Source organism: Prochlorococcus sp. MIT 1223 (assembly GCF_034092465.1).
Taxonomy (GTDB): domain Bacteria; phylum Cyanobacteriota; class Cyanobacteriia; order PCC-6307; family Cyanobiaceae; genus AG-402-N21.
Window position 1 is genome coordinate 1,683,947 of record NZ_CP139303.1, and the last position, 24,227, is coordinate 1,708,173.

The following is a 24,227-nucleotide window of genomic DNA, read 5'->3' on the forward strand; positions in this document are numbered from 1 at the left end:
TCGCTCTAGTTAATGTTTACTGGTTTAATTCAAGCTGTGGGGAAGATTTGTCGTCAAGACAAAAGGCTGCTAATTAAGGGATGTAAACCCTTCGAACCTTTATCTTTAGGAGATAGTGTTTCTGTAGATGGCGTTTGCTTAACGGTTGTTGAGATATCTCCTAATAGTTTCTTCGCAGATGTTAGTGAAGAAACATTGATGAGAACAACCTTGGGAGAGAAATCACAGAAGAATGATTTTGTTAACCTTGAGCCCGCATTAAGACTTTCAGATCGATTAGGAGGTCACTTGGTTAGCGGACATATAGATGGGCTTGGTGAAGTTATTTCTATAGAAGAACTAAAACAATCGTGGATCATCAAATTGCGTTGGCAAGTTGTTGACTATGGAAAATATATATGTGAGAAGGGAAGTATCTGCCTTAATGGAACAAGTTTAACCATTGCAGATTGCACTAATGATGGAAATATTTTTTCTATTGCAGTAATACCCCATACTTGGCTAAACACCTCGTTGCAATATTTATCTATAGGATCCTTGGTTAATTTAGAAGCCGATATTATGGCGAAATATGCTGAGAGAATATTGAGTAAAGCTAAAACACCTTTAACAGAAAATATTTCCAATGAGTGGTTACAGACTCATGGGTGGATTTGAAAAGCTTTTTCTTTAGGTGATTTATTTAAGAGGAACTAAATATATAGCGCCTGAGTCTTTTTTGATATCTATTTTGAACTCTTGGCCAGGTTCTAATCCAAGTTTTTTTGTGTAAGCATGACCGATTAGCAGATTGCCATTTCCATGGACACGGGTTCTGAATTCAGCTTGTCTCCCTCTTGAAGACCTATTGCCAGCCCTTCCAGGACCATTTGATCTGAGCTTGATGCCTTTGGCTTCTACAAGTGCTCTATAAAAACTTTTACGTAGTACCCTTCCGCTTGGTCCTACATAGCCACAGCCTTTGGCGATTTCGTCCTCTGGCAAGTGGCTTAGAGATCTGTTTTTATCCAGTAGTTCTTTTCCTACAAGCATTTACTTGTTTTATTTAATTGCATTAATTCTGACGAATAACTGGAATTAATGCAACAAAATAATTGTAATCCTTCTAATTGGTATCAATTTTAGTCTCTTAAAGTAAGTAAAGGATGATGAATAAAACCACCCAAATCCCATCAACGAAGTGCCAATAGAGCTCAGTTGCCTCTAAAGGAAACTTATTTGAAGCATTAATGCGGCCCCCGGGATCTCTTGCTTGCCACCAAACAATAAATATCATTAATGTTCCAAGAGTTACATGAAGGCCATGAAATCCTGTTAATGCATAAAAAGTGCTTGCATATAAATTGTCAGTAAGACCGAAGGGTAGCGTGAAATATTCGAACATTTGGCTGATGAGAAAAGCCAGCCCAAGTATTGCGGTAATAAGTAACCATTTTTGGCATTTGGCAGATTCTTTGCGCCCTAAAGCATTTCCTGCTCGATGAAATGTTGCACTGCTTACTAGAAGTAAGATAGTATTTATTGTTGGTAAAGGTAGTTCTAATTCATATATTGCATCTGGCAGTAAAGGGTTGACTGCTTTAAAAGTTAGGTAAGCAGCAAAGAATCCAGCAAAAGTCATTCCATCTGCGACTAAGAATGCTATTAATCCAAATAATCTATGGTCGCCATGTGACTCCTCTACCGAATTATGCTTGGACAGCACTTTTTCAGAGTCCTTTTCTTTAGAAGCAATAGTTGTCATTGTTTATCCCTCTCTCCCTCGTGATTGTATTTGTTCTGTATTTTGTAAATCGTTTTCTATCTTTCCATACCCATATGGCTCAGTTACCAAAGGAGGATCTCCTTCCCAGTTCTCCACTGGTGGAGGAGAAGATGTTAACCATTCTGGTGTTAAAGCTTGCCAAGGGTTATCGCCGGCTTCTTTCCCTTTAAATGCACTTATAAATACGTTCAACAAGAAAGGAATTGTACTAATAGCCATTATCAAAGCGCCCGCACTGCTGATTTGGTTTATAAATGTAAATTGAGGATCGTATTCTGCTACACGCCTAGGCATTCCGTTTAGCCCTAACCAGTGCTGAGGCGCAAAGCATAGATTAAACCCAACAAAAGTTAAGATAAAATGAAGTATGCCAATATTTTCATCAAGCATTTTCCCTGTGACTTTTGGATACCAGTGATAAATGGAAGAAAAGATTACAAAAACAGATCCGCCGTAGACAATATAGTGAAAATGAGCAACTACGAAGTAGGTATCATGTACATGAACATCAAAGGGAACCTGAGCTAGTGCTACCCCTGTAATGCCGCCTAAAACGAAATTCACAATAAAACCACAAGAGAAGAGAAGAGCGGTGTTCAGTGTTATTTTGCCTCCCCAAATAGTTGCTACCCAGTTAAAAAATTTAATACCAGTTGGGACAGCAATAAAAGCTGTGGCAATAGTAAAGAAGAGTCTCATCCACGGAGGTGTGCCACTGGTAAACATATGATGAGCCCAAACAACCAGACCTAGAACTACAATTGCCATTATTGAATAAACCATTGTGACATAACCAAAAAGAGGTTTACGGCAATGGATTGGAAGTATCTCGCTAACTAAACCAAACGCTGGTAATACCATTATGTATACAGCAGGATGAGAATAAAACCAGAAAAGATGTTGATAAACGATTACATTGCCGCCTAAAGTAGGGTTAAAGAAACCAGTATGAGCAACAATATCGAAACTTAAAAGTATGAGAGTTCCTGCAAGGACTGGAGTTGCTAGTACAACTAAAATACTGGTCCCAAGCATTGCCCAGCAATACATTGGGAGTTGCATGAGTTTTAACCCAGGCCTTCTAAGTTTTAAAATAGTTGCAATGAAGTTGATTCCTCCAAAAATGGAGCTTCCGCCTAAAAGTAAAACACTTATTATCCAAATTATTTGACCAGCAGCAGGTGTAGTTATGCTTAAAGGTGGATAAGCCGTCCATCCTGATTGAGCCGCTCCATTTATAAAATAGCTGCTAATTAGCATTAGCCCTGCTGGTGGAATTAGCCAAAAAGCAACCGCATTTAAGCGGGGGAATGCCATGTCTCTCGCTCCAACATAAAAAGGTATTAAGTAATTGCCAAATGCACCATTTATAACTGGGACTATCCATAGAAATATCATTATAGTTCCATGAAGAGTTAAGACTTGGTTATAGACATCTCTTGCCATAAAGTCTGAAACTGGGCTTGTTAGTTCTATTCTCATTGCACTAGCAAGAGAACCACCTATTAGATAAAAAATAAAACCACATACAAGATATTGAATGCCAATCACTTTATGATCGAGACTAAAGCTGAAATACTTCAACCAACCAGAAGGTTGAAGGCTATCTTTTTTTGACTGTTTATTTGATGGAGGGATTGCAATAGTCATAATTCTGAAGAAGGTGTTTTTGCATTTTTTTCAAACCAGTCTTGATATTCATTGGAGTTCTCTACGACTACAGTTGAACGCATGCCCCCATGATATGGACCACAAAGTTCAGCACATACGATTGGATAACGCCCTATTTTTGTTGGTGTGAAATTTAAAATAGTTGGTTGTCCAGGTATAACATCCTGTTTAATCCTGAATTGAGGCACCCAGAATGCGTGAATAACATCTTTTGATGTCATCCTCATGCTTATTTTTTCATTAACAGGAACATGAAGTTCTCCTGAAATAATGTCTCCTTTTGGATAGTGAAAAAGAAAAGCAAATTGCATAGCGGTAACTTCAATAGGAATTGAAGTGGAGTTAGCCCCATTGGTAAAATTGTCTTCTCCTGATCCAATACCCCCCCAAACCCTCTCTTCTTGCATCATTCCAGCATGATCATGTTCAGTATGAGATAGAGGTTTCATTCCGCCCATTCGATCATAAATGTCATAGCTATAAAGTCCCACAAATAAAACCACAATTGCTGGAACGGCTGTCCAGAATATTTCCAAAGATAAGTTCCCTTCTATTGATAGCCCGTCACCCTTCTCTCCTGGTTTTTTCCTAAATTTAATCAAGCTATAAACGACAAAACTGACCATTCCAACAAAAAGGACTGTCCCTATCGAAAATAGAACCATCGACAATTCATCGTATATAGGAGCGTTAGTACTGGCCTGTTCAGGCAAGAGGTTTATGTTATTCCCTATCCAAATTATCCCTATCGAGAGGGCTATACTTAATATAAGCGTGATGATGGCCGAGAAATTCGACAATTGAATTCTCTATCTACTATTAGGTTATTGAAAACTTGCAACTATGCATTAAATAACCTCTTAAGTTTGCTTGAATTTAAGCGTTTAGATATATTTTCTATTTTTTTAATTAATGTCAGCATTTGAGGGGATTATGTCAGGGATAGATGATTTAAAGTTCCTTTTATAAGTTCTACTCATCAGTTAGGTGACGTAATCGCTTAAATCGCTACCTTGCAAATAGGAAACTCTAATTTGACGGGGTTAGGTCTTTGATTACTTCCTCTCCTCCATTGATTCGTTGGCGCCTTGCCCAACTTTCCTCTCATTTAGTTGTAGCTTTAATTGTTTTGATTGTTATTGGAGGAGCTACACGAGTTATGGAAGCAGGCCTTGCCTGTCCAGATTGGCCACTTTGTTATGGCTCGCTCTTGCCTGGGCGACAAATGAATATACAGGTTTTTCTTGAGTGGTTTCACCGTTTAGATGCTTTCTTAGTGGGAATTGCTCTCGTTGTGCAATTTATTGTTGCCTTGTTTTTTAAATCAGCATTGCCTAAATGGTTACTTTGGTTTTATGGACTTTTGTTGTTCTTGGTTTGCGTACAAGGTGGGCTTGGGGCTTTTACCGTTGTTCAACTTTTGCCGTCAACCATTGTTACTACGCATCTTGCAGTCGCATTAGCTTTGGTTTCTTTGATGAGCGCTCTCTCTCAAAGTTTGATCCAGATTAAGCATTCTCCTCCCCCTAGCTGGTGGCGACCTATGGGATTCATCTCACTTTTATTAGTGATAGTTCAATCTCTTATAGGAGGTCGTATGGCTACAACATGGACTTCAAAGAAGTGTCTTATTCAAGGGATTGACTGCGAATTGCTTGATTTACATAAACTTTTTGCGATGCCAGTTTCCGCTTTTGTCCTTTTATTCGTTTTAACTGCTTTTGTTACAGGTGGATGGCCTCGTCAACAATGGCCATTTTTAATTGCTATTACCTTTTTGATTTTCATGCAAATATCCCTAGGAATAGCTTCTGTTCACTTTTCCCTCGCTCAACCTATTTTAACGGTTTCGCATCAGTTGATAGGAGCTCTTCTTGTTTCCTTCCTTGCAGCTCTGAGCTTTAGGCGCCCAAAGCCTTTAGATCAGATTGGTTTTGATTTAACAGATAAAAATTTGTTGGAGGTATGTCATGGTTAGTTCTTCTGTTGAAACGTTCAAAGAAGCTCTTAATAGAGACAATATTGTTCCTTCTCGAAAGAGGGTAAAGCTTCCTCCATGGCTTGAAGTTGCCAAGCCTAGGCTTATACCTTTGTTATTAGCCACTACTTTGGGTGGCATGGCTTTAACTGAAGATTGGCCTTTGTCTTCTACTAAATTAGCTTGCACTCTTTTTGGAGGTGCACTTGCTGCTGCTGCTGCTGGTGCTCTTAATTGTTTGTGGGAACAGGATTTAGATAAAAGGATGAAACGTACTAGTGACCGTGCTTTGCCTTCAGGTCGCTTATCTCCTCAAGCAGTATTTGCCGGTGCAATATCATGTACTTTGGCGGCTTCTATTTTATTAATTGGCGGAGTTAATTGTTTAGCGGCTGGTCTCTCATTACTTGGTCTTTGTAGTTATGTATTGTTATATACAGCATTCCTAAAACCTAGAACTACGCAGAATATTGTTATTGGAGGAGTCGCAGGTGCAATACCTCCTTTAGTTGGGGCAGCAGCAGCAACTGGCCACATTGGATTAGGTGGATGGTGGTTATTTGCTCTTGTAATGACATGGACCCCTGCTCACTTTTGGGCTCTTGCAATTTTCTTAAAAGATGACTATCGATCGGTAGGTATTCCCATGTTGCCAGTTATTAAAGGCCCATCCTTTACTGCTAAGGCTATTTCTCATTATGGTCTCGCTACGGTCGTTTTAAGCTTTTTTGGCATTTTTGCTTTACCTGAAGGCGGACTTTTATATGGAATTCTTGTAGTGCCATTTAATACCCGCCTTCTTCAAATGATTAATAGACTTTCTTCTGATCCAGAAGATATGAGCAGAGCTAAAGGTCTTTTTCGCTGGTCAATTCTATATATGTTTGGAATATGCTTTTTGCTTGTTATAAGTCGATTATCAATATCTGTTCAGTTTGATAATCAAATTTCACAATTGCTTCATGAAATGGCTGACCCTATTATTGGGAAGCTATGAAAATTTACTTTTCATATTTATTGCTAACGCTTCTTAGAATTGCTTATTAGATTTCTAATTAAGTTCGCCAGACCCTGATTTCTTGATGGCATTAGTTGAAATAAAAGATCTTTATAAGTCCTATGGTCCTGTTAAGGCTCTTAATGGCTTGAGTCTTGAGATCTCAGAAGGAAAGCTTTTTGGTTTACTTGGCCCCAATGGATCAGGTAAGAGCACTACGTTGAGAATCCTTTGTACTTTATTATCCCCAGATTCAGGCAGTATCTTGATTTCTGGTTTAGATGTTTTGAGAGAATCTAGAGCTGTTAGGAAAAAGCTTGGATATGTAGCACAGGAGATCTCTATCGATAAAATACTTAGTGGCCGTGAATTGCTTCAACTTCAAGGGGATCTATATCATTTACCTTATGGAGAGAGGAATTTTCGAATAGATGAGCTGATAAGTCTATTGGGGATGGATGAATGGATTGATCGTAGGTGTGGATCTTATTCTGGAGGGATGAGGAGGAGGTTGGACTTGGCTTCTGGATTATTACATAAACCTAAATTATTAGTGTTAGACGAACCAACGGTAGGCCTGGATATTGAGAGTAGAACTGTTATATGGGAATTATTAAAAGAACTTAGATCTCAAGGTACGACAATTCTTCTGAGTAGTCATTATCTTGAAGAGATTGAATCCCTTTCTGAAGAGATGGCCATTATTGATAATGGTTGTGTAATAGCTAAAGGTACGCCTGAAGATCTGAAACAAGAATTAGGGGGAGATCGAGTAACTCTTCGAGTAAGAGAATTTAGTGATCCGGAAGAATCTGAGAAAGTTAAGCAACTGTTAGAAAAGATCTCAGGAGTTCGTCAAATAGTGATTAATCGTGCGCAAGGATTTTCCTTGAACCTTGTTGTAGATGATGAAGCAGTCTTGTCATGTCTCAGAGAACAGCTAGAAAGTGCACAGTTGGAAGTTTTTGCATTAACTCAGAGTCGACCAAGCTTGGATGATGTCTATCTACAAGCGACTGGGAGAACACTAATGGATGCAGAACTTTCAGAATCAGGCAAAAGGGATTTAAAACGTGAAAGTAAAGCCTCAATGAGGTGAAACTTTCCTAACTTGCGTTTTCATTATTATTCTTGAAGTTAATCTATGGCCACTTCAACTAAATCTATTTCAGCTAAACCTGAGATTGAAGATCGACTTTTAGATCAAATTCAAGAAATTTTAGCTTTAACTAAAAGATTATTTATTCAGCTTATTAGAAGGCCTTCAACTTTGATTGCAGGCATTCTTCAGCCTTTGATTTGGCTTGTTTTATTTGGTGCACTCTTCTCCAATGCCCCTGATGGACTTTTACCAGGAGGGATGAGTTATGGGAAATTTCTAGGAGCAGGAGTTATTGTTTTCACAGCTTTTAGTGGAGCTCTTAATGCCGGCTTGCCTGTAATGTTTGACCGTGAATTTGGATTTTTAAATAGACTTTTAGTTGCACCATTAGTAAATAGAAGTTCCATTGTATTTGCCTCCGTTATATATATAACTTTTCTAAGCTTTATCCAGAGTCTGTCAATTATGGTAATGGCTGCATTTCTTGGTTATGGATGGCCCGGTTATGGAGGCTTATCTTTAGTAGTAATAACATTAATTCTTCTAGTCTTTTCAGTGACTGCTATTAGTCTTGGATTAGCTTTTGCTTTGCCTGGTCATATTGAGTTAATAGCAGTTATTTTTGTTGCGAATCTTCCTTTGCTATTTGCAAGTACGGCGTTAGCTCCTATTTCATTTATGCCCAATTGGTTGGGATGGATTGCTTCACTTAACCCTTTAACATTTGCGATTGAACCAATTCGATCGGCTTATCAAGGATCATTGGATTTAACCAAGGTTTTAATAAGTGCACCTTATGGAGAAGTCACAGGATACGGCTGCTTAATGATTTTGTTAGGGTTAACTATTATTTTATTCATGTTAATTAGACCACTTTTAGATAAAAAACTTGCTTAAGCCAGTGAAAAATTCAATTATCCAAAGCCAATTTTCAGATCGCCAAACAGCCCTGCAATATGAAATATGTAAGGCATTTGATATTGGAGATCAAGAAAGGTTTGACCTTCTGAAGGCACTTTGGGTTCATCGATATGGCTTGAGTACTTTTCTTCAGGATGAAGAACTTAAGGGCTTTTCCTCTGCAAATAAGGAGGTGAATGAATTGAACTCTGATCAAGTCTTGAAACTTAAAAAGCCTTTAGGAGTAAACTTAGAGGATCAAAGTATTTTCTCAGATAATTTCCAAGAGTTGGTAGCTGATAAAAAAAATAATTTATATAAAGAGTCAAAGCAGCTAGAAATAGATCAAGATGGAATGATTTATACTTCGACAAATATTGAAGAAGAAGTAAATGATGTAAATGAATTTATAAATAAAAATATCGCTGAAACAAATAATGAAAACTTACTTGAAAAAGAAATTGTAAATGATTTGCTTAATTCAGAAGAAAAAGATTTAGATCAATCAGGAAAAAATGAGTTTATAAAAGAAGAAAAGCAATCTGAAAATAAATTAAATAAATCAGGGTTTGACGAAAATATACAAGATGCTAAATCAAGTGTTAGTAATAATGATCATTCAGGCGACTCTGATATGGCACCACCACCACCACCACCACCACCATCAATAAACGAATTTAGAAGATGGTTGAAATAAACTAATAATTAATTAAGTAATATCTTTTCTTAAGAGTGGTGTTGATGTTTTTGTAATTTTAATCTTTACATCATTCCAGGCATACCCATACCGCCCATTCCAGGCATGCCCATACCGCCCATTCCAGGCATGCCCATACCGCCCATTCCAGGCATACCCATTCCTCCCATTCCTCCCATTCCTCCCATTCCTCCCATGGGATCTCCACCTTCCCCCTGAGGTGCAGCCTGAGGTTCAGGCTTGTCTGCAATTACAACTTCTGTTGTTATGAGCATAGAAGAAATAGATACTGCATCTTGAAGAGCTAGTCGCAAAACTTTTGTAGCATCCACTATCCCCGCTGCAAGTAGATCTTCGTATTTACCAGTGAGAGCATTGAAGCCTTTATTCAGTCTTTGCATCTCTGATACAACAACATCTCCATTCTCTCCTGAATTAATAGCTATTTGTTTTGCAGGAGCGGCTAAAGCTTTTTTAACGATCTCAACCCCAGTTTTCTGATCTCCAGAAAGTGTTTTTGAAAATTCTGTTAGTACATTGCTTAGTTTCAGTAATGTAGTTCCACCTCCTTCAACTATTCCTTCTTCTACTGCTGCCCTAGTAGCATTTAATGCATCTTCTATGCGCAATTTTCTGTTTTTTAGTTCGGTTTCAGTTGGAGCTCCTACTTTGATAACGGCAACACCTCCTGCAAGTTTTGCGATTCTTTCATTTAATTTATCTCGATCATATTCAGATTCGGTTGCGTCAAGTTCACGCTTAATAGCGGCAACTCTTTCAGAAACCTTTTCCTTATGAATATCCGTAGAAACGATAGTTGTTGTTTCTTTATTAATTGTGACGCGTCTAGCTTTTCCTAAATCAGACAGCTCTACCTTTTCAAGAGTCATCGCTTTATCTTCACTGATCATAGTTGCCCCAGTTAGGATTGCTATATCTGCTAACGCTGCTTTTCTACGTTCGCCGAAAGACGGAGCTCTGACTGCCGCTACTTGTAGTACACCTCTATTTTTATTGACCACTAAAGTCGCTAAGGCTTCTCCTTCGACTTCTTCAGCCAAGATGAGGAGAGGGGATCCGCTTTTTGCAACGGTTTCTAGAACTGGAACAAGTTCAGTAATTGAACTAATTTTTCTGTCTGTTATTAATAAAAGAGGGTTTTCAAATTCACAAATTTGTCTGTCTGGGTCAGTAACAAAATAAGGGGAACTATAGCCACGATCAAACGCCATCCCTTCAGTTATCTCTAGCTCAGTTGATAATGACTTTGATTCTTCAACAGTAATCACACCTTCAAAAGTTACCTTTTCCATAGCGGCTGAAACCATCCTTCCGACCTCTTCATCTCCTCCTGAACTAACTGTTGCGACTTGCAAAACCCTTTCTCCACTAACAGCTTTGCTTTCTTTCTGAAGTGCTGATAGAACTCTTTCAAGGGCCTTGTGCATTCCCTTCTTTAGTTCTATAGGACTTGCCCCGGCTGCCGTATTTCTTAGCCCTTCATGAACCATTACTTGGGCTAATACTGTCGCTGTTGTCGTACCGTCTCCAGCTTTATCTTTTGTTTTATTGGCAACCTCTTCGATTAATTTTGCTCCAAGGTTTTCAACAGGATCCTCAAGTTCAATTTCTTTTGCAATAGTCACCCCATCATTAACAATATCTGGGGCACCAAATTTTTTATCAATAACTACATTGCGACCTTTAGGCCCCATAGTGACTTTTACAGCGTCTCCCAAAGCGTTTACACCATTTTCTAGTGCGCTTCTTGAATCGTCAGAAAAACTAAGAAGTTTAGCCATTTTTATCTAGTACTTTAATTAATTTCCCACACTAAACTTGCAAAATGGGAGGGGTACTAAGTGGGGAAAGCCGAATCCTTTTTCAACTTCCTATTCCAAGATGACCATAAGGAAGTTATGTTCAAAATATGAATGATCCAGGAGTTTTATTTTTTGTACTTATGGCTGGCCTTGCCGGAACCATGACTTTGATTTATTTCCCCCTTAGGCTATTTCTTACTGTAACTGCGCGAAGCAGAAGATTAAAGCTTTTGCAGAAAATAAGAAGATTGAGAGATGAGCTAGGTCAACCTTTAGAAGATAAATAACTTCAATTCATTATCATCCCTCCGTCAACATTAAAAGTTTGTCCAGTTATATAGGCAGCAGCAGGGTCTGAGGCAAGAAATCTTACTGTGCCAGCTACATCCTCAGGCTTTCCAAGCCTTCCTAATGGTATTGCTGAGATGATTGCATCATTATTTATTTCTTTAGTCATGTCAGTAGAAATGAAGCCAGGTGTGACACTATTAACAGTTATGCCTCTACTAGCAAATTCTTTGGCAGTACTTTTAGTAAGCCCTATTAATCCTGCCTTTGAAGCGGCGTAGTTTGTTTGTCCAGCATTTCCCATAAGCCCCACTACAGAAGAAATATTGATAATCCTTCCTTGTTTTTGTTTAAGCATTTGTCTTGCGACTCCCCTAGTACAGAAAAAAGCTCCATTAAGATTTAGGTTCAGGACTGCTTGCCAGTCTTCAGTTTTCATTCTCATTAACAGTCCATCTTTTGTTATCCCTGCATTGTTAACCAATACATCAATTCTCTTGCTTCGTTCTAAAACGATATTGATCATTTCATTCACAGAGGATTCTTCTGCGATATTTGCTTTAACACTGTAAGCATTCCCTCCATTGGCTTGAATGCTTTCAACTACAGACTCTGCCTTATCTGGAGATTGTGAGTAATTCACAATTATTTCAGCACCTGTTTCAGCAAGTGCCAAAGCAATAGCTTTGCCTATACCTCTACTTGCTCCAGTAATGAGAGCAGTTTTACCTTCTAGGAGTTTTGATTCAGTCATTGATTGGAAAGATTAAAAATTGGAAAAGAAAATTCGAAGCTTTTGAATCGATTTGTTCAAATTTTCTGAGAATAAACGTTTTTATGATTCATAATTTGAAATTGGTAAGACTCTTGTTAATCAAGTTCATTTAATATCAAACGGTCAATATTGTATAAAAGTTTCCTTTATGAGAATCTTTGGACCTTTTTATTCTGAGGATAAATTGTGCATCTTTTAATAGCGGCTGCTGGAAGTGGTAGGAGAATGGATGCTGGGTGTAACAAGCTTCTTTTGCCTTTAGCGGGTAAACCAATAATTTATTGGACTATTCAAGCCGCTATTGCAGCACATTCGATTACTTGGATTGGAATTGTTGGACAACCGATTGATAAAAAATCAATTATGGAAGCAGTGGAAGATTGCAATAAACCTTTGGTGTGGATTAATGGAGGTTCAACTCGTCAGGAATCAGTTCAATTGGGCCTTTCTTCGTTACCTTCTGAGGCTCAATATGTACTTATTCATGATGGCGCTAGATGTCTAATTGAAGCAGATCTATTAAATCAATGTGCGAAAAAAGTCTCTCTTGGTAATGCTGTTATTGCTGCTACTCGAGTAACAGATACAATAAAAATTGTAGATAGTAGTGGATATATACAAGAAACTCCTGAAAGATCGTCTCTTTGGGCGGCACAGACTCCTCAAGGTTTTGCAGTGGATCAATTAAAGCAAGCTCATAAGAAGGCAATAGATTTGGGATGGACGGTTACTGATGACGCTTCTCTTTATGAGAGATTAGGCTTGCCTGTAGTCGTTTTGGAATCTGCTCCATCTAATCTAAAAATTACAACGAAATTTGACTTATCAATAGCTGAATCAATAATTCTTTCTAAGAACAAATAGTTAACGTTCCTTTATTCCCATCAATTAAGGCAGGTCTTCCCATGGGAATTGCGGCATTCCCACAACAATGACCAATTGGAAGTTTTCCGATTACTGGAATGCCAAGATCAAAACATCTTTCTTTGAGAACCTCTTCTAAAACAAATGAGCTTTTTGTCTTATTACTCTCCTCTTCTACACAGTTATTAAAATCTCCAAATGCTAGTCCTGAAATTTTAGTTAACAAACCAGTTAGTCGCCAATGTGTAAGCATACGATCAATTCTATAGGGCTCTTCATTCGTATCTTCCAATATTAAAATAGCCCCTTCTAAATTAGGCATATGTCTACTTCCAATGAGATGTGTCCCGACAGTTAAATTAGCTGCAACTAAAGGCCCAGATGCTCTTCCCCCAACCCATGCTTCTCCACGAAGTTCAGGTACTGAGGAGCCAAACAAGATAGCTTTCAATCTTTCTTTACTCCAATCCGGTTCATATCCCAATGATGTAACGAGTGGGCCATGTATCCCCCCATCGTATCCCTCCGATAGTCTTGACAAGAGAATTGATGTTATATCGGAGAACCCAAGTAGCCATCCATTCTCCCAAGCTTGTGGCCGTTCGAGTAGCCGTGCTGCGCCCCATCCGCCTCGTGTGAAAGCAATTAGTGCAGTTTTAATTTTGGGATGAAGTTGATCATATCTAAAATCATCGCTCCCTGCTAAGTAGCCCCAGGGTTCAAATTGTGTAACTGATGAACGACAGACTAACCCCCATCCTTGCAAAACCTTTAGACCTTCTGACAAGGAATTTTCATCATCTAAAGGAGAACTAATTGAGATGGCAATAAATTCATCTCCTCTTTTGAGTGGAGGCGCAGTATTTTTTGAATGAATTTTAACCATTGACTCCTTTAAAGTCTTCCTAAGACTAATCCAAACAAGATTAATCCCCCGAGTTTTACTTGATTGCTAAAATGCTTTCCATAACTCTTAGATTGAAGGTCTAAGAGCAAGATTTCTCTTTGCATTCCAATAGTTGCTATAAGCCAAAAAGGCCAGAAAAATAAATTTACGTTTGCGCTAAAAGCACTTATGGCTATTAATAATGAGGTTAATGCGTAGCTAATTGATACTGGCCGAATAATCTCTCCTTTTAAAGATAGTGCACTACTATTAATTCCTAGGATTTCATCATCATTCTTATCAGACATTGCATAGACTGTGTCAAAACCAAAAGTCCAAATCATTGTTCCTATCCAGCATGATAATAAATCTAAATTTGGTTCTATACCTTGCTGAATTGCTGCCCAAGGAATAAGAACAGAGAATCCCCAACAAATTGAAAGTATGGCTTGAGGGTATTTGAACCATCTTTTTGTAGATGGATAAATAATGATTATTGGTAATGCTAATAAAGAGAGCTGTAGACAAAGCACTCTACTCCCAACCGGTAGAGAAATAACTACGAGAAGACTTAAGAAAAACATTAGGCATAATAGGCCCCATGCAGTAGATGTTTTGACAGTACCAATCGCTAAGGGCCTTGCTTTTGTGCGGTTAACTTGCTGGTCAATCTTCTGATCCCAAAGATCATTTGCTATACAACCAGCGCCACTAATAAAAACGGTGCCTGCAATAATTAAAATTGTCATCCCCAGACTTGGTGGAGCATTAGGTGCTAGCCATAGAGCCCAACCGGCCGGAAGAAGAAGAATTAATCTACCGGTTGGTTTGTTCCATCTCAAAAGTTCAATTAGTGTTTTAGTTTCTTTCTTAAAACTTGAAGTTCTGAAAAGTTTGTGTATTTGCAAAAGATTAGACATTTTCTTCACAGTTAAAGTCTCAGATGTCAGAGTGTCTTTATCTAGGATCTAGATAAAATGCCAGGAAATGAATCAGGCACTTATTTGGCTGAAAACTCTCAAGATAATAATTCTCGGTTAACTCAGTCGGGAAAAATAATTTATGTTGGAGCAATTGATATAGGAACTAATTCCACACATCTCTTGATCGCTGCTGTGGATACCTTTTTGCAAACATTCAGCATTGAATTTGCGGAGAAGTCAACAACAAGGCTAGGTGAAAAGGATCCGTTATCGGGAAAACTTACTGATATTGCTATATCAAGAACTTTAGAAACATTAAAAAGATTCAAAGACCTTGCTGAAAGTTATAACGTAGAGAATCTTCTTACTGCTGCTACTAGTGCTGTTAGAGAAGCTCCTAATGGAGATCATTTTGTAGATCTAGCAAAAGATAAGATTGATTTAGATATTGAAATTATCAGTGGGACAGAAGAAGCCAGATTGATTTATCTAGGTGTTATTTCAGGGATGCAATTTGAGAATCGCCCACATCTATTAATTGATATTGGAGGAGGTTCTACGGAGTTGATTCTTGCTGATGCTAATGATTCAAAAGCTTTGACTAGCACTAAAATAGGAGCAGTTAGATTGAAAAGAGATTTTGTAAATAAAGAACCTCTATCATTGAAGGATCATGAATTTTTAAAAACCTATATTCAAGGTTCTTTTGAGCCTGCAGTAGATAAAATTTCTCGTCGTATAAAATCTGGCAAGCCACCTTTAATGGTTGCTACAAGTGGAACAGCAATGGCGATTGGTTCATTACTTATTAGTCAATTCAAAACGCATAAAACTAAGTTACAAGGTTATAAAGTCTCGAAGTTAGGGTTAGACCAATTAGCTGAAAATATATTGAAGATGGATTCTGATCAGCTTAGGAAGCTAACACCTTTAAGTGAAAGAAGGGCGGAAATAATAGTTCCAGGGATTTTAATTCTTCAAACAATTATGAAAATGATGGAAGTAGAAGAAGTTATTTTGAGTGAAAGAGCTCTAAGGGAAGGATTAGTCGTTGATTGGATGTTTAGAAATGGTTTCCTACAAGATCGATTTAGTTTACAAGGCAGTATTAGGCAACGTACCGTGCTGCATCAGGCCAAAAGATTTGGAGTAAATCTTATTCGATCTGAAAAAGTTGCGAAATATGCATTAACTCTCTATGATAATACCAAGGGTGTTTTACATTCAGATGATGGAAAAGGTAGAGAATTGCTTTGGGCCGCCTCTATTTTGCATTGCTGTGGTCAGCATATAAATCTAGCTTCATATCACAAGCATTCATGGTATTTAATAAGACATGGAGAGTTATTGGGCTACTCTCAGTTAGAACATTTTATGGTTGCAGGGATAGCAAGGTATCACCGAAAAAGTTTCCCTAAAAAACGACATGAAGCTTGGCAATGTATAGATAGCAGAATTCAGAGAAAAGTTGTTTCCGAGATGTCAATGCTTTTACGATTGTCAGCCTCTTTAGATAGAAGACCAGAGCCTGTCCTTTCGTCTATTGAGGTTGAGGCGAAAAACAATGAAGTTATAATAAAACTCATACCCGTAGATGCTGAAAAGAATTTAGGACTTGAGAAATGGAGCATTAAGAATATATTGGAATATTGCGGTGAAAATATCAAGCCAAGTTTCAGGATTTTATCTTGAAACTTCTAAAATATAGAATTAGATTGATTTTTATTAGAAATAGATTTAAGAGAAATATCATTAGTTTTATTTGAAGAATTATTGAAATTTTCAATATATTTAGTTAAAAGAATTGAGGAAGTTAATCCTAAGACCCCTGAGAAAACAATAACTAGAGGCACTAAATTCGGTTTTTCTGTTGCTGTTTTTTCTTCAATTTTCTCTTCGTATAGACTATTCATTGAGATTTTTCGGCCTTTTAGTTCTTCAAGTATAAAATCAGTTTGTAAACCTAGCTTTTCAGAAATCCTTCTAACCATTGCTTTAATGAATACTTCTTCAGGTAGGAGTTCCTCTTGTCCGTTTTCCAGGGCTAAGATCTGTTCTTCTCCAATCCTTAAACTGTTTGCAAGATCTTTAATAGAAAGATTTCTTCCTTGGCGGGCCTCTTTGATAAAGGCACCAACTTTTTCTAGTGGAGTTTTATTCTCGTCATAATTGAGATTATTTGCTTTTTGTGTGCGTATTATATCCACCGAAATTTATACAATTATTTTTATTCTAATCAAAAATCAATCTTTAGCCTGAATTGGCTTTAAAGGTTTAAATTGTTTATAAATTTTTTCTAATATGATTTTATTTTTTAAACCATACAATTTAACCTTTCAAATTCCTCCTATTCCTATTTAGGTTTAGTAAACTTTCATAAAATTAATTAAGATCTTAGGACACTTATGAAAGTACTAATCCTGAAAGAACTTATTTAATTTAATCTAAAAAGATGATTGTGAGATTTGTCGTATAATTTTGACCGTTTATCCTTTGTATTAAATGCTGGACTGATTATATAAATTGTAGTTCTAATTAAACCCTTTTCTTTTGATTTGGCTGCCATCTGTTTAAGAGGTACAACTGTCAACCATTCATCTTCCCAGCTAACTCTGTATCCAATGGCTACTGGAGTATCATGGGGATAATATTTTAATAAAGTTTCTTCAACTTCTTCAACGTGTCTTGCGCTTAGATAAAGGCATAATGATGATCTGAGACAAGCAAGTTTTTCTAGCTTTTCTCTCTCTGGTGTACCTGTTCTTCCACTCGCACGGCTAAGAATAATGGTTTGAGTTATTCCAGGTATAGTTAGTTCTGCTTGTAATGCTGCCGCAGTTGCCTGATATGCACTTATCCCTGGTATTACTTCTACATCGATTTCGGCTTGCTTGATTAAGTTGATTTGTTCTGTTAAAGCTCCAAAAAGACATGGGTCGCCATCATGAAGCCTAACTACCTTTTTCCCTGACTTAGCCTTTTTAATTAATATTCTCAGAATTTCTTCAAGAGTTAAAGAGCCTGAAGGGATTCGCTCGCAATTGTTTTGTGATAATTCTAGAAGCCTTGGAGGTATCAAGGAATCTGTCCAAACCAGCACCTCGGCCTCTTCTATTCGATTTAAAGCTCGTTGGGTTATTAGGTCTAGGGCTCCAGGACCAGCTCCAACTATTGAAATCTTTCTCACTAAAAGTTTTGATTTGTGTTTGTTTTGTGGAGAATCTTTTCCTCTCGTCGTTTATAGACCCACGAGAGACCAAGAACTCCTATGACAATTAACAATAAGCTAATTAATTGAGCGACTCTAATACCCCCTTCACAAAAAGGAGGAATTGAATTTATACAAAGAGGATCTATCCTTAAGCCCTCAATCCATAGTCTTCCAAGGCTATAATTGATTAAATAGATAAAAGTTAAAGTGCCAAAAGGCAAAAGTAATTTACCCTTTGACTCGCATTGGAATAAGTAGATCAAAGTTAGAAAAATCAAGAAATTCCATATTGACTCATATAGAAATGTTGGGTGAAAGTATTCTTGATTGCTAAATATCAAAGGCCTTTCGTTAATAGGAATAAATAGCTTCCAAGGTAGTGAGGTAGGGGTTCCAAAGGCTTCATTATTAAAGAAATTTCCCCAACGACCTATAGATTGCCCTAGCGCTAAAGAAGGCACTAAAACATCTAATACATTCCAGAAATTCTTCAGCCTAAGTTTGCAAAATAATATTACTGAGATAAATCCTCCTATTAATGCGCCATGTATAGCAATACCCCCTCCCCATATCTCTAATATGCTTGGGAATGGAACTTGTAGGCCAAATAAATTTATATGAGACCAAAAATATAATCCGCTATAATTTCTCCATTCAAATATTACGTAATAAACTCTTGCCCCTATTATTGAGCTTAATATAAGAATCGGTAAAAGATCATTGATTAAGCCTTTTTCTAAAGCTCTTCTCTTGGCTAAATAACTTGATAAATTAAGTCCAATTATTACTGAAACTGCAATTAAGAATCCATACCATCTTAAAGCTATTGGTCCAGATCTTAATATTTCAGCACCTGGTGATTTAAGAAATGCAAGTATAAAAACATTCTCCATCATTAAAAATTAAATCGATCTAAATACCCTCTGCTGCTTGAACTTTTTCTACTTGCTTTTTCTTTAGAACTAGCATTATTTGTGATAGAGCAACACCTGCGAAGAATACTACTAGTCCAATAACTCGTGCATAACTTTGTAAAACTATTTCAGTATCTACTTGTCCAAATCCTCCAACATTTGGATTTTCAGTTAGAGGTTCGCCTTCCTCAATTTGATCTCCAACACTAACTATCAGAGTTGGTCCTGCAGGTATGTTTTCCGTTTTAACTTCTCCTCCATTAGTGTTAATAGCAATAACTTGAGATCCATCGTCTGAAGGTTCTATTGATATTATTTCTCCAGAATTTCCGCTGTTATAAACATTGTTATTGCTTTTGTCTCCAGTTGGATAAACCTGGCCTCTACCTCTATTCCCTCCTACATGAATTGCATATTTTCCAAAGTGAATATTTTTATTTGTTTTTGGGTTGGGAGATAGTACAGGAAATACTATTTCTTTATTTTGATCTCCTGGCAATGGTCCGACAAGAATAATGTTGTCTTTCTCTTCGCTGTACTCACTGAAATAGACGCCTTGAGTTTCTTCTTTTATTTCTTCAGTCCAACGGTCTTGTGGTGCAAGTTTAAATCCATCAGGAAGCATTACGACTGCACCTACTTGCAATGGAACTTTTGAGCCATCAGCTCCAATTTCTTCGGTTCCATTCTTATAAGGAATCTTAACTACTGCTTTGAAAACACTATCTGCCGCAACTGCTTGAGGTACTTCAGCCTGAGTCTTCATATTCGCGAGATGGCAATTTGCACAAACAATTTTGCCAGTAGCTTCTCGTGGATTTTCATAGTTTTGCTGAGCCCAAAAGGGGTAAGCAAAAGTTGCAGAAGGTGCTATGAATACTGCTATTCCTATCAGAAATGAACTTAGAAGGATTGTTATTGAGCGTCGCATTTTTTTTAATTTAGATTTAGAGAAGCTTTCTTTGATCATCAATATCACCCCCACCAGGGTTGATTGCCTGTTCGGAAGTCTGTCTCAGTCCACTGACTTACCAGTACATTGTCATCTTCAATTGAAACGTGAGCAAGAGCTAGAGATAGCGGCGCTGGCCCTCTTACTACTTTGCCAGTTGAATCATATTGACTTCCATGGCATGGACATTTGAATTTATTTTCTCCATTGTTCCAGGGCACCACGCACCCTAAGTGTGTGCAAATTGCATTAATGCCATAGTCGGTAATTGCCTCTGGACCTTCAACAATTAAATAAGTGGGATCGCCTTTTAAGCCTTGAACAAGGCTTCGATCTCCTACTGCATGATTGGATAACCAGCCACTTGCTGTTACAGCATTGCCTAATTCATCCTTTGCAGAACTTCCTCCACCACCTCCTCCCGCTCTTAAAGGCGTGAAGTAATTAGCAACTGGGTACAAAGCGCCTAGCGCAACACCAGTCACTGTCCCAAAGGTAAGTAGGTTCATGAACTGCCTCCTGCCCATTGAGGGCACATCTGAGGCGGTCATTTGTGTCATTACTGATGTTCACCTGAGTCAGAATATAAACCAGCGTGGATTCAAGATGGGCTTTTCTTGTTGCACCTACAGGGTTTTTGATGTTGAGGATTCAAATTGTTAGATAATCAAATCCCTTTGACAGCAGAGGAAGTAATTAATTGCTTCCGAAATAGGTGGGGTGTTACCTATGACATTCAGCTAATGGTCCGAAACAATTACCTTTATTTTCAGATAATGTGGGGATATTTAGAGCAGCAGTCTTTCCCCCTGAATGAGGAAGATTTTAATGTTCATATAAATGAAATTTTGGAAATTGTTAATCGAACCGGTCAGGCTGAAGTGGTTAGAGTTTGGATGAACAAGGTAGGAGCAAAACCGAGAATAGGAAGAGCTCTTACTCTGCAGTTGAAGGGGGACGAAAGATTGGAGGAGTTTGTCCTTTGAACTTTTCTGTAAATGCAACCATCCCTACACCGAACAAAAATAAGGCACTTATTGCTGCTGCCAGTAAAAGCATTGTGACTGGATCAGTTGAAGGTGTAAGGACAGCTCCAGCAAGGGCTGAGCCCATTACAACCCAGCGCCAACTTGAGAGCATTTTTTTTGATTGAACAATTCCTAAAGTTCCTAATATGAGTTGGAGTACTGGAATCTGGAATGCTAATCCTGCGCTAAGCATGATTAAAAAGACAAAATCTAAATAACGCTCAATCGACCAAAGAGGTTCAACAATTTCTGCTCCATAAGACACTAGAAACTTCAAGGCGGCGGGGATTAGCACCCATAGACCAAATGAAATTCCCGCCAAAAACAATATTGCTGAACCCATAACAGCTGGACCGATTAAACGTTTTTCATTTTTAGTTAACCCAGGGAATATAAATCTAAGAATTTGGTAAATAATAAAAGGAAGTGCAATTAATAGGCCTGAATACCCAGCAACTTTTATCGAGGAAAATAAGAATTCGCCGGGAGATAATTGTAGAAAATGGATTGATTTCGCTGGTCTCTCTAACAATTTGATAATAGGTTTAATAAATAACAAGCTAATGAATGCGCCTACAATTATTGCGATAAAACTTTTTATAACTCTTTCTCGAAGTTCTTGTAAATGATCTGTAAAGGTCATTTTCAAGTCTTCTTCTTTTGAAATTTCTTCATTCATGAATTTGAATTAATTCCAAAGTGATATTCAAATCTATTTATTTGATTTTATACAATTATAGTTGCACTTTCATTAATTCATATTCCTAGCTTTTGAAAAAAGGCTAGGAATATGAATTAATGAAAAATCTTTAATGTAATTACATGGAATTATCAAATACTTTTGCTTTAGTTATTTTTGGTTGGATCAGGGAGAATGAATGGAGGGCAATCATTTAAAGAGGATTTCCCATAATTAGCATATTCTTTGTAGCCTCCCATCTTCCCGTTGGTTTTCATTAGTGCACTCATGAATGCAAGTAAGAGAAATACTGTTGGAGCTCCAATTATCAGTGCTGCGCCAAAGATATACCCCACTAAGAATTCAGGGAAAGAATGATTCCCTAGAAATTCATGAGTACCTAGAAGGAAATCAAGCATTGAACAAACTCTTTAGTCAGATGATAAGCCATCGCGACTAGCTCCTGTTGCCATATGTTTCAAGGCTCTTTCTGTTTTACCCCATATAACCGAACTTTCTCTATAGCGAACCGTTCCAGGGACTGTCCCTTGAATTCTTTGAAGACTTTCAATAGGCGCCATCACAACAGAAACGAATTTATTTTTTTTTGCTCGACTAAATAAAGCTGCATAATCAGCTGCGAGCTGAATATCCGATTCGCTTGAAGATTTTATGGAAGCTTTCAGAACAATATGACTGCCAGGGCATTCTTGGGCATGAAACCATAGATCTCCTTTGCGTGCTTTCTTGATACTGATAAATTCATTCTGTCTATGGTTTCGACCAATTTGGATTGTTAGGCCATCTGGGCTAAATATTTCAAGATGATGTGATAATTTTTCTTTTTTAGTGTTATTTGTATAACTATTATTCTTTGATTTAATAATATATTCTTCTAACTCATGTTTTAAATCAATAAGCCTATTTAGTTTCTCACTCTCTTCTCCTGATTCTATCAAAAATACATTTTCCAGCATAGTGATACTCTCTTCTATTTCAGTAATTCTTTGTTTAGTTAATTCGATTCTTCCTTTTATTATGGAAGTTGATCGCTTAAGTTTCTTTACCTTCTTATATAGTTTCTGAGCTTCTTCAATTTCACTTCTCTTAGGAGACTCTAGACAAAGTATTCTATCAGCTTTTTCTTTTATAAATTGATGGTTACAGCTTTCTTTAAGAAGACTTTCTTGATTGAACAATGCTGACTCCTGTTCTTTTTTAACCTTAGAAAGCTTCGCCTCCAGATTTGCTTTTAACTGATTACTTTTTCTTTGATTGATTTTATAATTATAGTATTCACCTAATCTTAGGCCGACGTTTATATGAGAAACTTTATTTTTTTTTGTTGTCCAGTTCTTATAGTCTGTAGGACCTGAGAAATAAATAATTGGTTTATTTTGCGAAATACTATTCAGCCAATCAATCCACCTGCCGTATATAAATAACCATGTCTCCATTTTTATTTCGTCGACTTTAAGTTCAATAAATTCTTTTGCTATTTCTTTATCTTCATTTATTAATTGGAGAGCTAAAGAAGGACTAATCCCTTGATAAGTTTCTTGTAACGCTCTTTTGAAATTAATAGGTAATAAAGAAAGCCTTTCTTTCCAGCTTCTAAATGACTCTTCTTTGTTCGGAGGCAGACCTTTTAAAGGAGGAGGAGGTACATAGGTATCACCCGTGCTAATAGGCCTTAATCGTGATTGATGATCTCTAACTTGCCGTCCAAGAGTTATAACTTTATTGCTTTGATCTAATAAAAATAAATTGCTATGCCTTCCCATTAATTCAATTACCAGCGTTTTTTTTATATCTCCCCCTGGACGAAGGCCTAATGAAAAATGAATTATTCGTTCAAAACCTTGTTGTTTAATTTCCAGTAATGCCAAACCTTTCAGCCCATGATGTATTTGATTTGCAAGAGTTGCCTTTGAGCCAATCTTTGATTGAGGAATAACTTCCACAAATCTTGGAGCTTCAACATCCCAACTTATTTCAATCCATATAAGTCCTTTTAAAGTTCTTAATCCAAGCTGAATAGTATTAGGGTCTGATTGTTGTGCTTTTTCGAAACGACTAGGAATTATTTTTTTACTTAGATCTGCAATTACAGCCTTTAGGCTTGTTACATCCATTATTTGCAATGAAGTTCTTTTCATTTTTTGAATGAACTCGGCTTGCGAATACTTATTCTGCTCATTAATTCGACAAAATACATGAATTCTTTCAGCAAGCTCACTTTGATTACAGGACCAAGTGGCGTTGGAAAGGGCACCTTAGTAAAAAAACTTTTAGAGCGTAATAAAGATCTTTGCCTTTCTGTCTCAGCAACTACTCGTTTACCAAGAGAAGGAGAAAGAGATGGGAAAGACTATTATTTTTTGGAGCGAGAGGAATTTAAAGCTCTTATTCAGGAAAATGGGTTTCTTGAATGGGCTGAGTTTGCAGGTAATCTTTATGGGACACCTATAGAACAACTTCGTCAGAAATTAGAAAAGGGATTAAAAGTACTTCTTGAGATAGAGCTTGAAGGAGCCAGACAAGTAAGAGCAAGATGCCCAGAGGCGTTACAGATTTTTATTTCTCCTCCTAGTTTTAATGATTTAGAAAAACGTATTCGAGGCAGAGGGACTGAAACTGAGGACTCAATTAAAAAGCGACTTCTAAGAGCTAATGAAGAGCTAAAAGCCAAAGTTGAATTTGATGCTGAAGTGTTAAATGATGATATAAATGTTGCTGTGATTAAATTGGAAAAATTGATAAAATTTAGATGA

The 24,227-nt window shown here is 37.3% G+C and carries 27 protein-coding genes; 11 read left to right on the forward strand and 16 right to left on the reverse strand.

From position 1 onward, the window contains the following. The first annotated feature begins 12 nt into the window (after window positions 1–12). Window positions 13–657 (forward strand): riboflavin synthase, encoded by a 645-nt coding sequence (locus tag SOI85_RS09095; protein ID WP_320664071.1) that lies wholly within the window; start codon window positions 13–15, stop codon window positions 655–657. Window positions 658–678: 21 nt separating this feature from the next. Here the strand turns inward: SOI85_RS09095 and SOI85_RS09100 are convergent, their stop codons facing one another. The 4 genes from SOI85_RS09100 to SOI85_RS09115 all read right to left on the reverse strand — a co-directional run bounded on the left by SOI85_RS09100 (window position 679) and on the right by SOI85_RS09115 (window position 4,236). Continuing rightward, a complete protein-coding gene (locus SOI85_RS09100; protein ID WP_320664072.1) occupies window positions 679–1,032 on the reverse strand; it encodes an AbrB family transcriptional regulator in 354 nt (117 codons plus the stop codon). 97 nt (window positions 1,033–1,129) lie between these two features. Further along, window positions 1,130–1,744, reverse strand: coding sequence for a cytochrome c oxidase subunit 3 (locus SOI85_RS09105; protein WP_320664073.1), 615 nt, complete (start codon window positions 1,742–1,744; stop codon window positions 1,130–1,132). A gap of 3 nt (window positions 1,745–1,747) precedes the next feature. Beyond that, entirely contained in the window at window positions 1,748–3,415 is a 1,668-nt protein-coding gene (gene ctaD, locus SOI85_RS09110) for a cytochrome c oxidase subunit I (RefSeq protein WP_320664074.1), read from the reverse strand. Next, window positions 3,412–4,236 (reverse strand): cytochrome c oxidase subunit II, encoded by an 825-nt coding sequence (locus SOI85_RS09115; protein WP_320664075.1) that lies wholly within the window; start codon window positions 4,234–4,236, stop codon window positions 3,412–3,414. The genes ctaD and SOI85_RS09115 overlap by 4 nt, the downstream gene beginning before the upstream one ends. 251 nt (window positions 4,237–4,487) lie before the next feature. Here SOI85_RS09115 and SOI85_RS09120 point away from each other — a divergent pair, with 251 nt between their 5' ends. The 5 genes from SOI85_RS09120 (at window position 4,488) to SOI85_RS09140 (ending at window position 9,110) form a co-directional block, all read left to right on the forward strand. Continuing rightward, entirely contained in the window at window positions 4,488–5,414 is a 927-nt protein-coding gene (locus SOI85_RS09120; protein ID WP_320664076.1) for a COX15/CtaA family protein, read from the forward strand. Continuing rightward, a complete protein-coding gene (locus tag SOI85_RS09125; protein WP_320664077.1) occupies window positions 5,407–6,411 on the forward strand; it encodes a heme o synthase in 1,005 nt (334 codons plus the stop codon). Before SOI85_RS09120 ends, SOI85_RS09125 begins: the two co-directional genes overlap by 8 nt. 85 nt (window positions 6,412–6,496) lie before the next feature. Further along, window positions 6,497–7,510: an ABC transporter ATP-binding protein gene (locus SOI85_RS09130; protein WP_320664078.1), complete on the forward strand. Its 1,014-nt coding sequence runs from the start codon at window positions 6,497–6,499 to the stop codon at window positions 7,508–7,510. Window positions 7,511–7,555: 45 nt separating this feature from the next. Then, window positions 7,556–8,410 (forward strand): ABC transporter permease, encoded by an 855-nt coding sequence (locus tag SOI85_RS09135; protein WP_320664079.1) that lies wholly within the window; start codon window positions 7,556–7,558, stop codon window positions 8,408–8,410. A 4-nt stretch (window positions 8,411–8,414) separates the two neighbouring features. Beyond that, entirely contained in the window at window positions 8,415–9,110 is a 696-nt protein-coding gene (locus SOI85_RS09140) for a hypothetical protein (RefSeq protein WP_320664080.1), read from the forward strand. Window positions 9,111–9,175: 65 nt separating this feature from the next. On the opposite strand, the gene groL is transcribed toward SOI85_RS09140, so the two are convergent. Next, window positions 9,176–10,912 carry a chaperonin GroEL gene (gene groL, locus SOI85_RS09145; RefSeq protein ID WP_320664081.1) on the reverse strand — a complete coding sequence of 579 codons (1,737 nt, stop codon included), beginning with the start codon at window positions 10,910–10,912 and terminating at the stop codon, window positions 9,176–9,178. Between the two features lie 128 nt (window positions 10,913–11,040). Between groL and SOI85_RS09150 the strand changes: the two genes are divergently transcribed. After that, complete coding sequence (locus SOI85_RS09150; protein ID WP_320664082.1) at window positions 11,041–11,220, forward strand: hypothetical protein; 180 nt, start codon at window positions 11,041–11,043, stop codon at window positions 11,218–11,220. Between the two features lie 2 nt (window positions 11,221–11,222). On the opposite strand, the gene fabG is transcribed toward SOI85_RS09150, so the two are convergent. Then, window positions 11,223–11,975: a 3-oxoacyl-[acyl-carrier-protein] reductase gene (fabG, locus tag SOI85_RS09155; RefSeq protein ID WP_320664083.1), complete on the reverse strand. Its 753-nt coding sequence runs from the start codon at window positions 11,973–11,975 to the stop codon at window positions 11,223–11,225. Window positions 11,976–12,182: 207 nt separating this feature from the next. Here fabG and ispD point away from each other — a divergent pair, with 207 nt between their 5' ends. Next, window positions 12,183–12,860 carry a 2-C-methyl-D-erythritol 4-phosphate cytidylyltransferase gene (gene ispD, locus SOI85_RS09160; RefSeq protein WP_320664084.1) on the forward strand — a complete coding sequence of 226 codons (678 nt, stop codon included), beginning with the start codon at window positions 12,183–12,185 and terminating at the stop codon, window positions 12,858–12,860. On the opposite strand, the gene SOI85_RS09165 is transcribed toward ispD, so the two are convergent. Together SOI85_RS09165 and SOI85_RS09170 are read right to left on the reverse strand one after the other, a co-directional pair. Next, window positions 12,847–13,746: an LD-carboxypeptidase gene (locus SOI85_RS09165; protein WP_320664085.1), complete on the reverse strand. Its 900-nt coding sequence runs from the start codon at window positions 13,744–13,746 to the stop codon at window positions 12,847–12,849. The genes ispD and SOI85_RS09165 overlap by 14 nt on opposite strands. 8 nt (window positions 13,747–13,754) lie before the next feature. Beyond that, entirely contained in the window at window positions 13,755–14,666 is a 912-nt protein-coding gene (locus SOI85_RS09170) for a 4-hydroxybenzoate polyprenyltransferase (protein ID WP_320664086.1), read from the reverse strand. Window positions 14,667–14,723: 57 nt separating this feature from the next. Here SOI85_RS09170 and SOI85_RS09175 point away from each other — a divergent pair, with 57 nt between their 5' ends. Continuing rightward, a complete protein-coding gene (locus SOI85_RS09175) occupies window positions 14,724–16,361 on the forward strand; it encodes a Ppx/GppA phosphatase family protein (protein WP_320664087.1) in 1,638 nt (545 codons plus the stop codon). 5 nt (window positions 16,362–16,366) lie between these two features. Here the strand turns inward: SOI85_RS09175 and SOI85_RS09180 are convergent, their stop codons facing one another. The 5 genes from SOI85_RS09180 to petC all read right to left on the reverse strand — a co-directional run bounded on the left by SOI85_RS09180 (window position 16,367) and on the right by petC (window position 20,306). Next, on the reverse strand, window positions 16,367–16,876 hold the full coding sequence (locus SOI85_RS09180) for a helix-turn-helix domain-containing protein (RefSeq protein ID WP_320664088.1): 510 nt from the start codon (window positions 16,874–16,876) through the stop codon (window positions 16,367–16,369). Between the two features lie 227 nt (window positions 16,877–17,103). Beyond that, the gene (cobM, locus tag SOI85_RS09185) at window positions 17,104–17,856 is read right to left on the reverse strand and encodes a precorrin-4 C(11)-methyltransferase (protein WP_320664089.1); all 753 of its coding nucleotides are present in this window, start codon (window positions 17,854–17,856) and stop codon (window positions 17,104–17,106) included. Continuing rightward, a complete protein-coding gene (gene lgt, locus SOI85_RS09190; RefSeq protein ID WP_320665170.1) occupies window positions 17,856–18,773 on the reverse strand; it encodes a prolipoprotein diacylglyceryl transferase in 918 nt (305 codons plus the stop codon). The genes cobM and lgt overlap by 1 nt, the downstream gene beginning before the upstream one ends. Window positions 18,774–18,792: 19 nt before the next feature. After that, the gene (gene petA, locus SOI85_RS09195) at window positions 18,793–19,725 is read right to left on the reverse strand and encodes a cytochrome f (RefSeq protein WP_320665171.1); all 933 of its coding nucleotides are present in this window, start codon (window positions 19,723–19,725) and stop codon (window positions 18,793–18,795) included. Between the two features lie 44 nt (window positions 19,726–19,769). Further along, entirely contained in the window at window positions 19,770–20,306 is a 537-nt protein-coding gene (gene petC, locus SOI85_RS09200; RefSeq protein ID WP_320664090.1) for a cytochrome b6-f complex iron-sulfur subunit, read from the reverse strand. Between the two features lie 96 nt (window positions 20,307–20,402). Between petC and SOI85_RS09205 the strand changes: the two genes are divergently transcribed. Then, window positions 20,403–20,732, forward strand: a complete 330-nt coding sequence (locus SOI85_RS09205; RefSeq protein ID WP_320664091.1) for a DUF3067 family protein — start codon at window positions 20,403–20,405, stop codon at window positions 20,730–20,732. On the opposite strand, the gene tatC is transcribed toward SOI85_RS09205, so the two are convergent. From tatC to SOI85_RS09220, 3 genes are all read right to left on the reverse strand, one after another. Then, complete coding sequence (gene tatC, locus SOI85_RS09210) at window positions 20,683–21,453, reverse strand: twin-arginine translocase subunit TatC (RefSeq protein WP_320664092.1); 771 nt, start codon at window positions 21,451–21,453, stop codon at window positions 20,683–20,685. The genes SOI85_RS09205 and tatC overlap by 50 nt on opposite strands. 167 nt (window positions 21,454–21,620) lie before the next feature. Then, the gene (locus SOI85_RS09215) at window positions 21,621–21,872 is read right to left on the reverse strand and encodes a hypothetical protein (RefSeq protein WP_320664093.1); all 252 of its coding nucleotides are present in this window, start codon (window positions 21,870–21,872) and stop codon (window positions 21,621–21,623) included. 12 nt (window positions 21,873–21,884) lie between these two features. Next, complete coding sequence (locus SOI85_RS09220) at window positions 21,885–23,612, reverse strand: NFACT family protein (RefSeq protein ID WP_320664094.1); 1,728 nt, start codon at window positions 23,610–23,612, stop codon at window positions 21,885–21,887. A gap of 57 nt (window positions 23,613–23,669) precedes the next feature. Here SOI85_RS09220 and gmk point away from each other — a divergent pair, with 57 nt between their 5' ends. Continuing rightward, a complete protein-coding gene (gmk, locus tag SOI85_RS09225; protein ID WP_320664095.1) occupies window positions 23,670–24,227 on the forward strand; it encodes a guanylate kinase in 558 nt (185 codons plus the stop codon).

Coding starts and splice junctions, on each gene's coding strand:
- tatC (WP_320664092.1), bottom strand. CDS start 21,453: ATGAATGAAGAAATTTCAAAAGAAGAAGACTTGAAAATGACCTTTACA.
- groL (WP_320664081.1), bottom strand. CDS start 10,912: ATGGCTAAACTTCTTAGTTTTTCTGACGATTCAAGAAGCGCACTAGAA.
- SOI85_RS09150 (WP_320664082.1), top strand. CDS start 11,041: ATGAATGATCCAGGAGTTTTATTTTTTGTACTTATGGCTGGCCTTGCC.
- SOI85_RS09100 (WP_320664072.1), bottom strand. CDS start 1,032: ATGCTTGTAGGAAAAGAACTACTGGATAAAAACAGATCTCTAAGCCAC.
- SOI85_RS09170 (WP_320664086.1), bottom strand. CDS start 14,666: ATGTCTAATCTTTTGCAAATACACAAACTTTTCAGAACTTCAAGTTTT.
- ctaD (WP_320664074.1), bottom strand. CDS start 3,415: ATGACTATTGCAATCCCTCCATCAAATAAACAGTCAAAAAAAGATAGC.
- petA (WP_320665171.1), bottom strand. CDS start 19,725: ATGCGACGCTCAATAACAATCCTTCTAAGTTCATTTCTGATAGGAATA.
- SOI85_RS09215 (WP_320664093.1), bottom strand. CDS start 21,872: ATGCTTGATTTCCTTCTAGGTACTCATGAATTTCTAGGGAATCATTCT.
- gmk (WP_320664095.1), top strand. CDS start 23,670: ATGAATTCTTTCAGCAAGCTCACTTTGATTACAGGACCAAGTGGCGTT.
- SOI85_RS09220 (WP_320664094.1), bottom strand. CDS start 23,612: ATGAAAAGAACTTCATTGCAAATAATGGATGTAACAAGCCTAAAGGCT.
- SOI85_RS09135 (WP_320664079.1), top strand. CDS start 7,556: ATGGCCACTTCAACTAAATCTATTTCAGCTAAACCTGAGATTGAAGAT.
- lgt (WP_320665170.1), bottom strand. CDS start 18,773: ATGGAGAATGTTTTTATACTTGCATTTCTTAAATCACCAGGTGCTGAA.
- fabG (WP_320664083.1), bottom strand. CDS start 11,975: ATGACTGAATCAAAACTCCTAGAAGGTAAAACTGCTCTCATTACTGGA.
- SOI85_RS09165 (WP_320664085.1), bottom strand. CDS start 13,746: ATGGTTAAAATTCATTCAAAAAATACTGCGCCTCCACTCAAAAGAGGA.
- SOI85_RS09095 (WP_320664071.1), top strand. CDS start 13: ATGTTTACTGGTTTAATTCAAGCTGTGGGGAAGATTTGTCGTCAAGAC.
- SOI85_RS09130 (WP_320664078.1), top strand. CDS start 6,497: ATGGCATTAGTTGAAATAAAAGATCTTTATAAGTCCTATGGTCCTGTT.
- SOI85_RS09105 (WP_320664073.1), bottom strand. CDS start 1,744: ATGACAACTATTGCTTCTAAAGAAAAGGACTCTGAAAAAGTGCTGTCC.
- SOI85_RS09175 (WP_320664087.1), top strand. CDS start 14,724: ATGCCAGGAAATGAATCAGGCACTTATTTGGCTGAAAACTCTCAAGAT.
- SOI85_RS09125 (WP_320664077.1), top strand. CDS start 5,407: ATGGTTAGTTCTTCTGTTGAAACGTTCAAAGAAGCTCTTAATAGAGAC.
- petC (WP_320664090.1), bottom strand. CDS start 20,306: ATGACACAAATGACCGCCTCAGATGTGCCCTCAATGGGCAGGAGGCAG.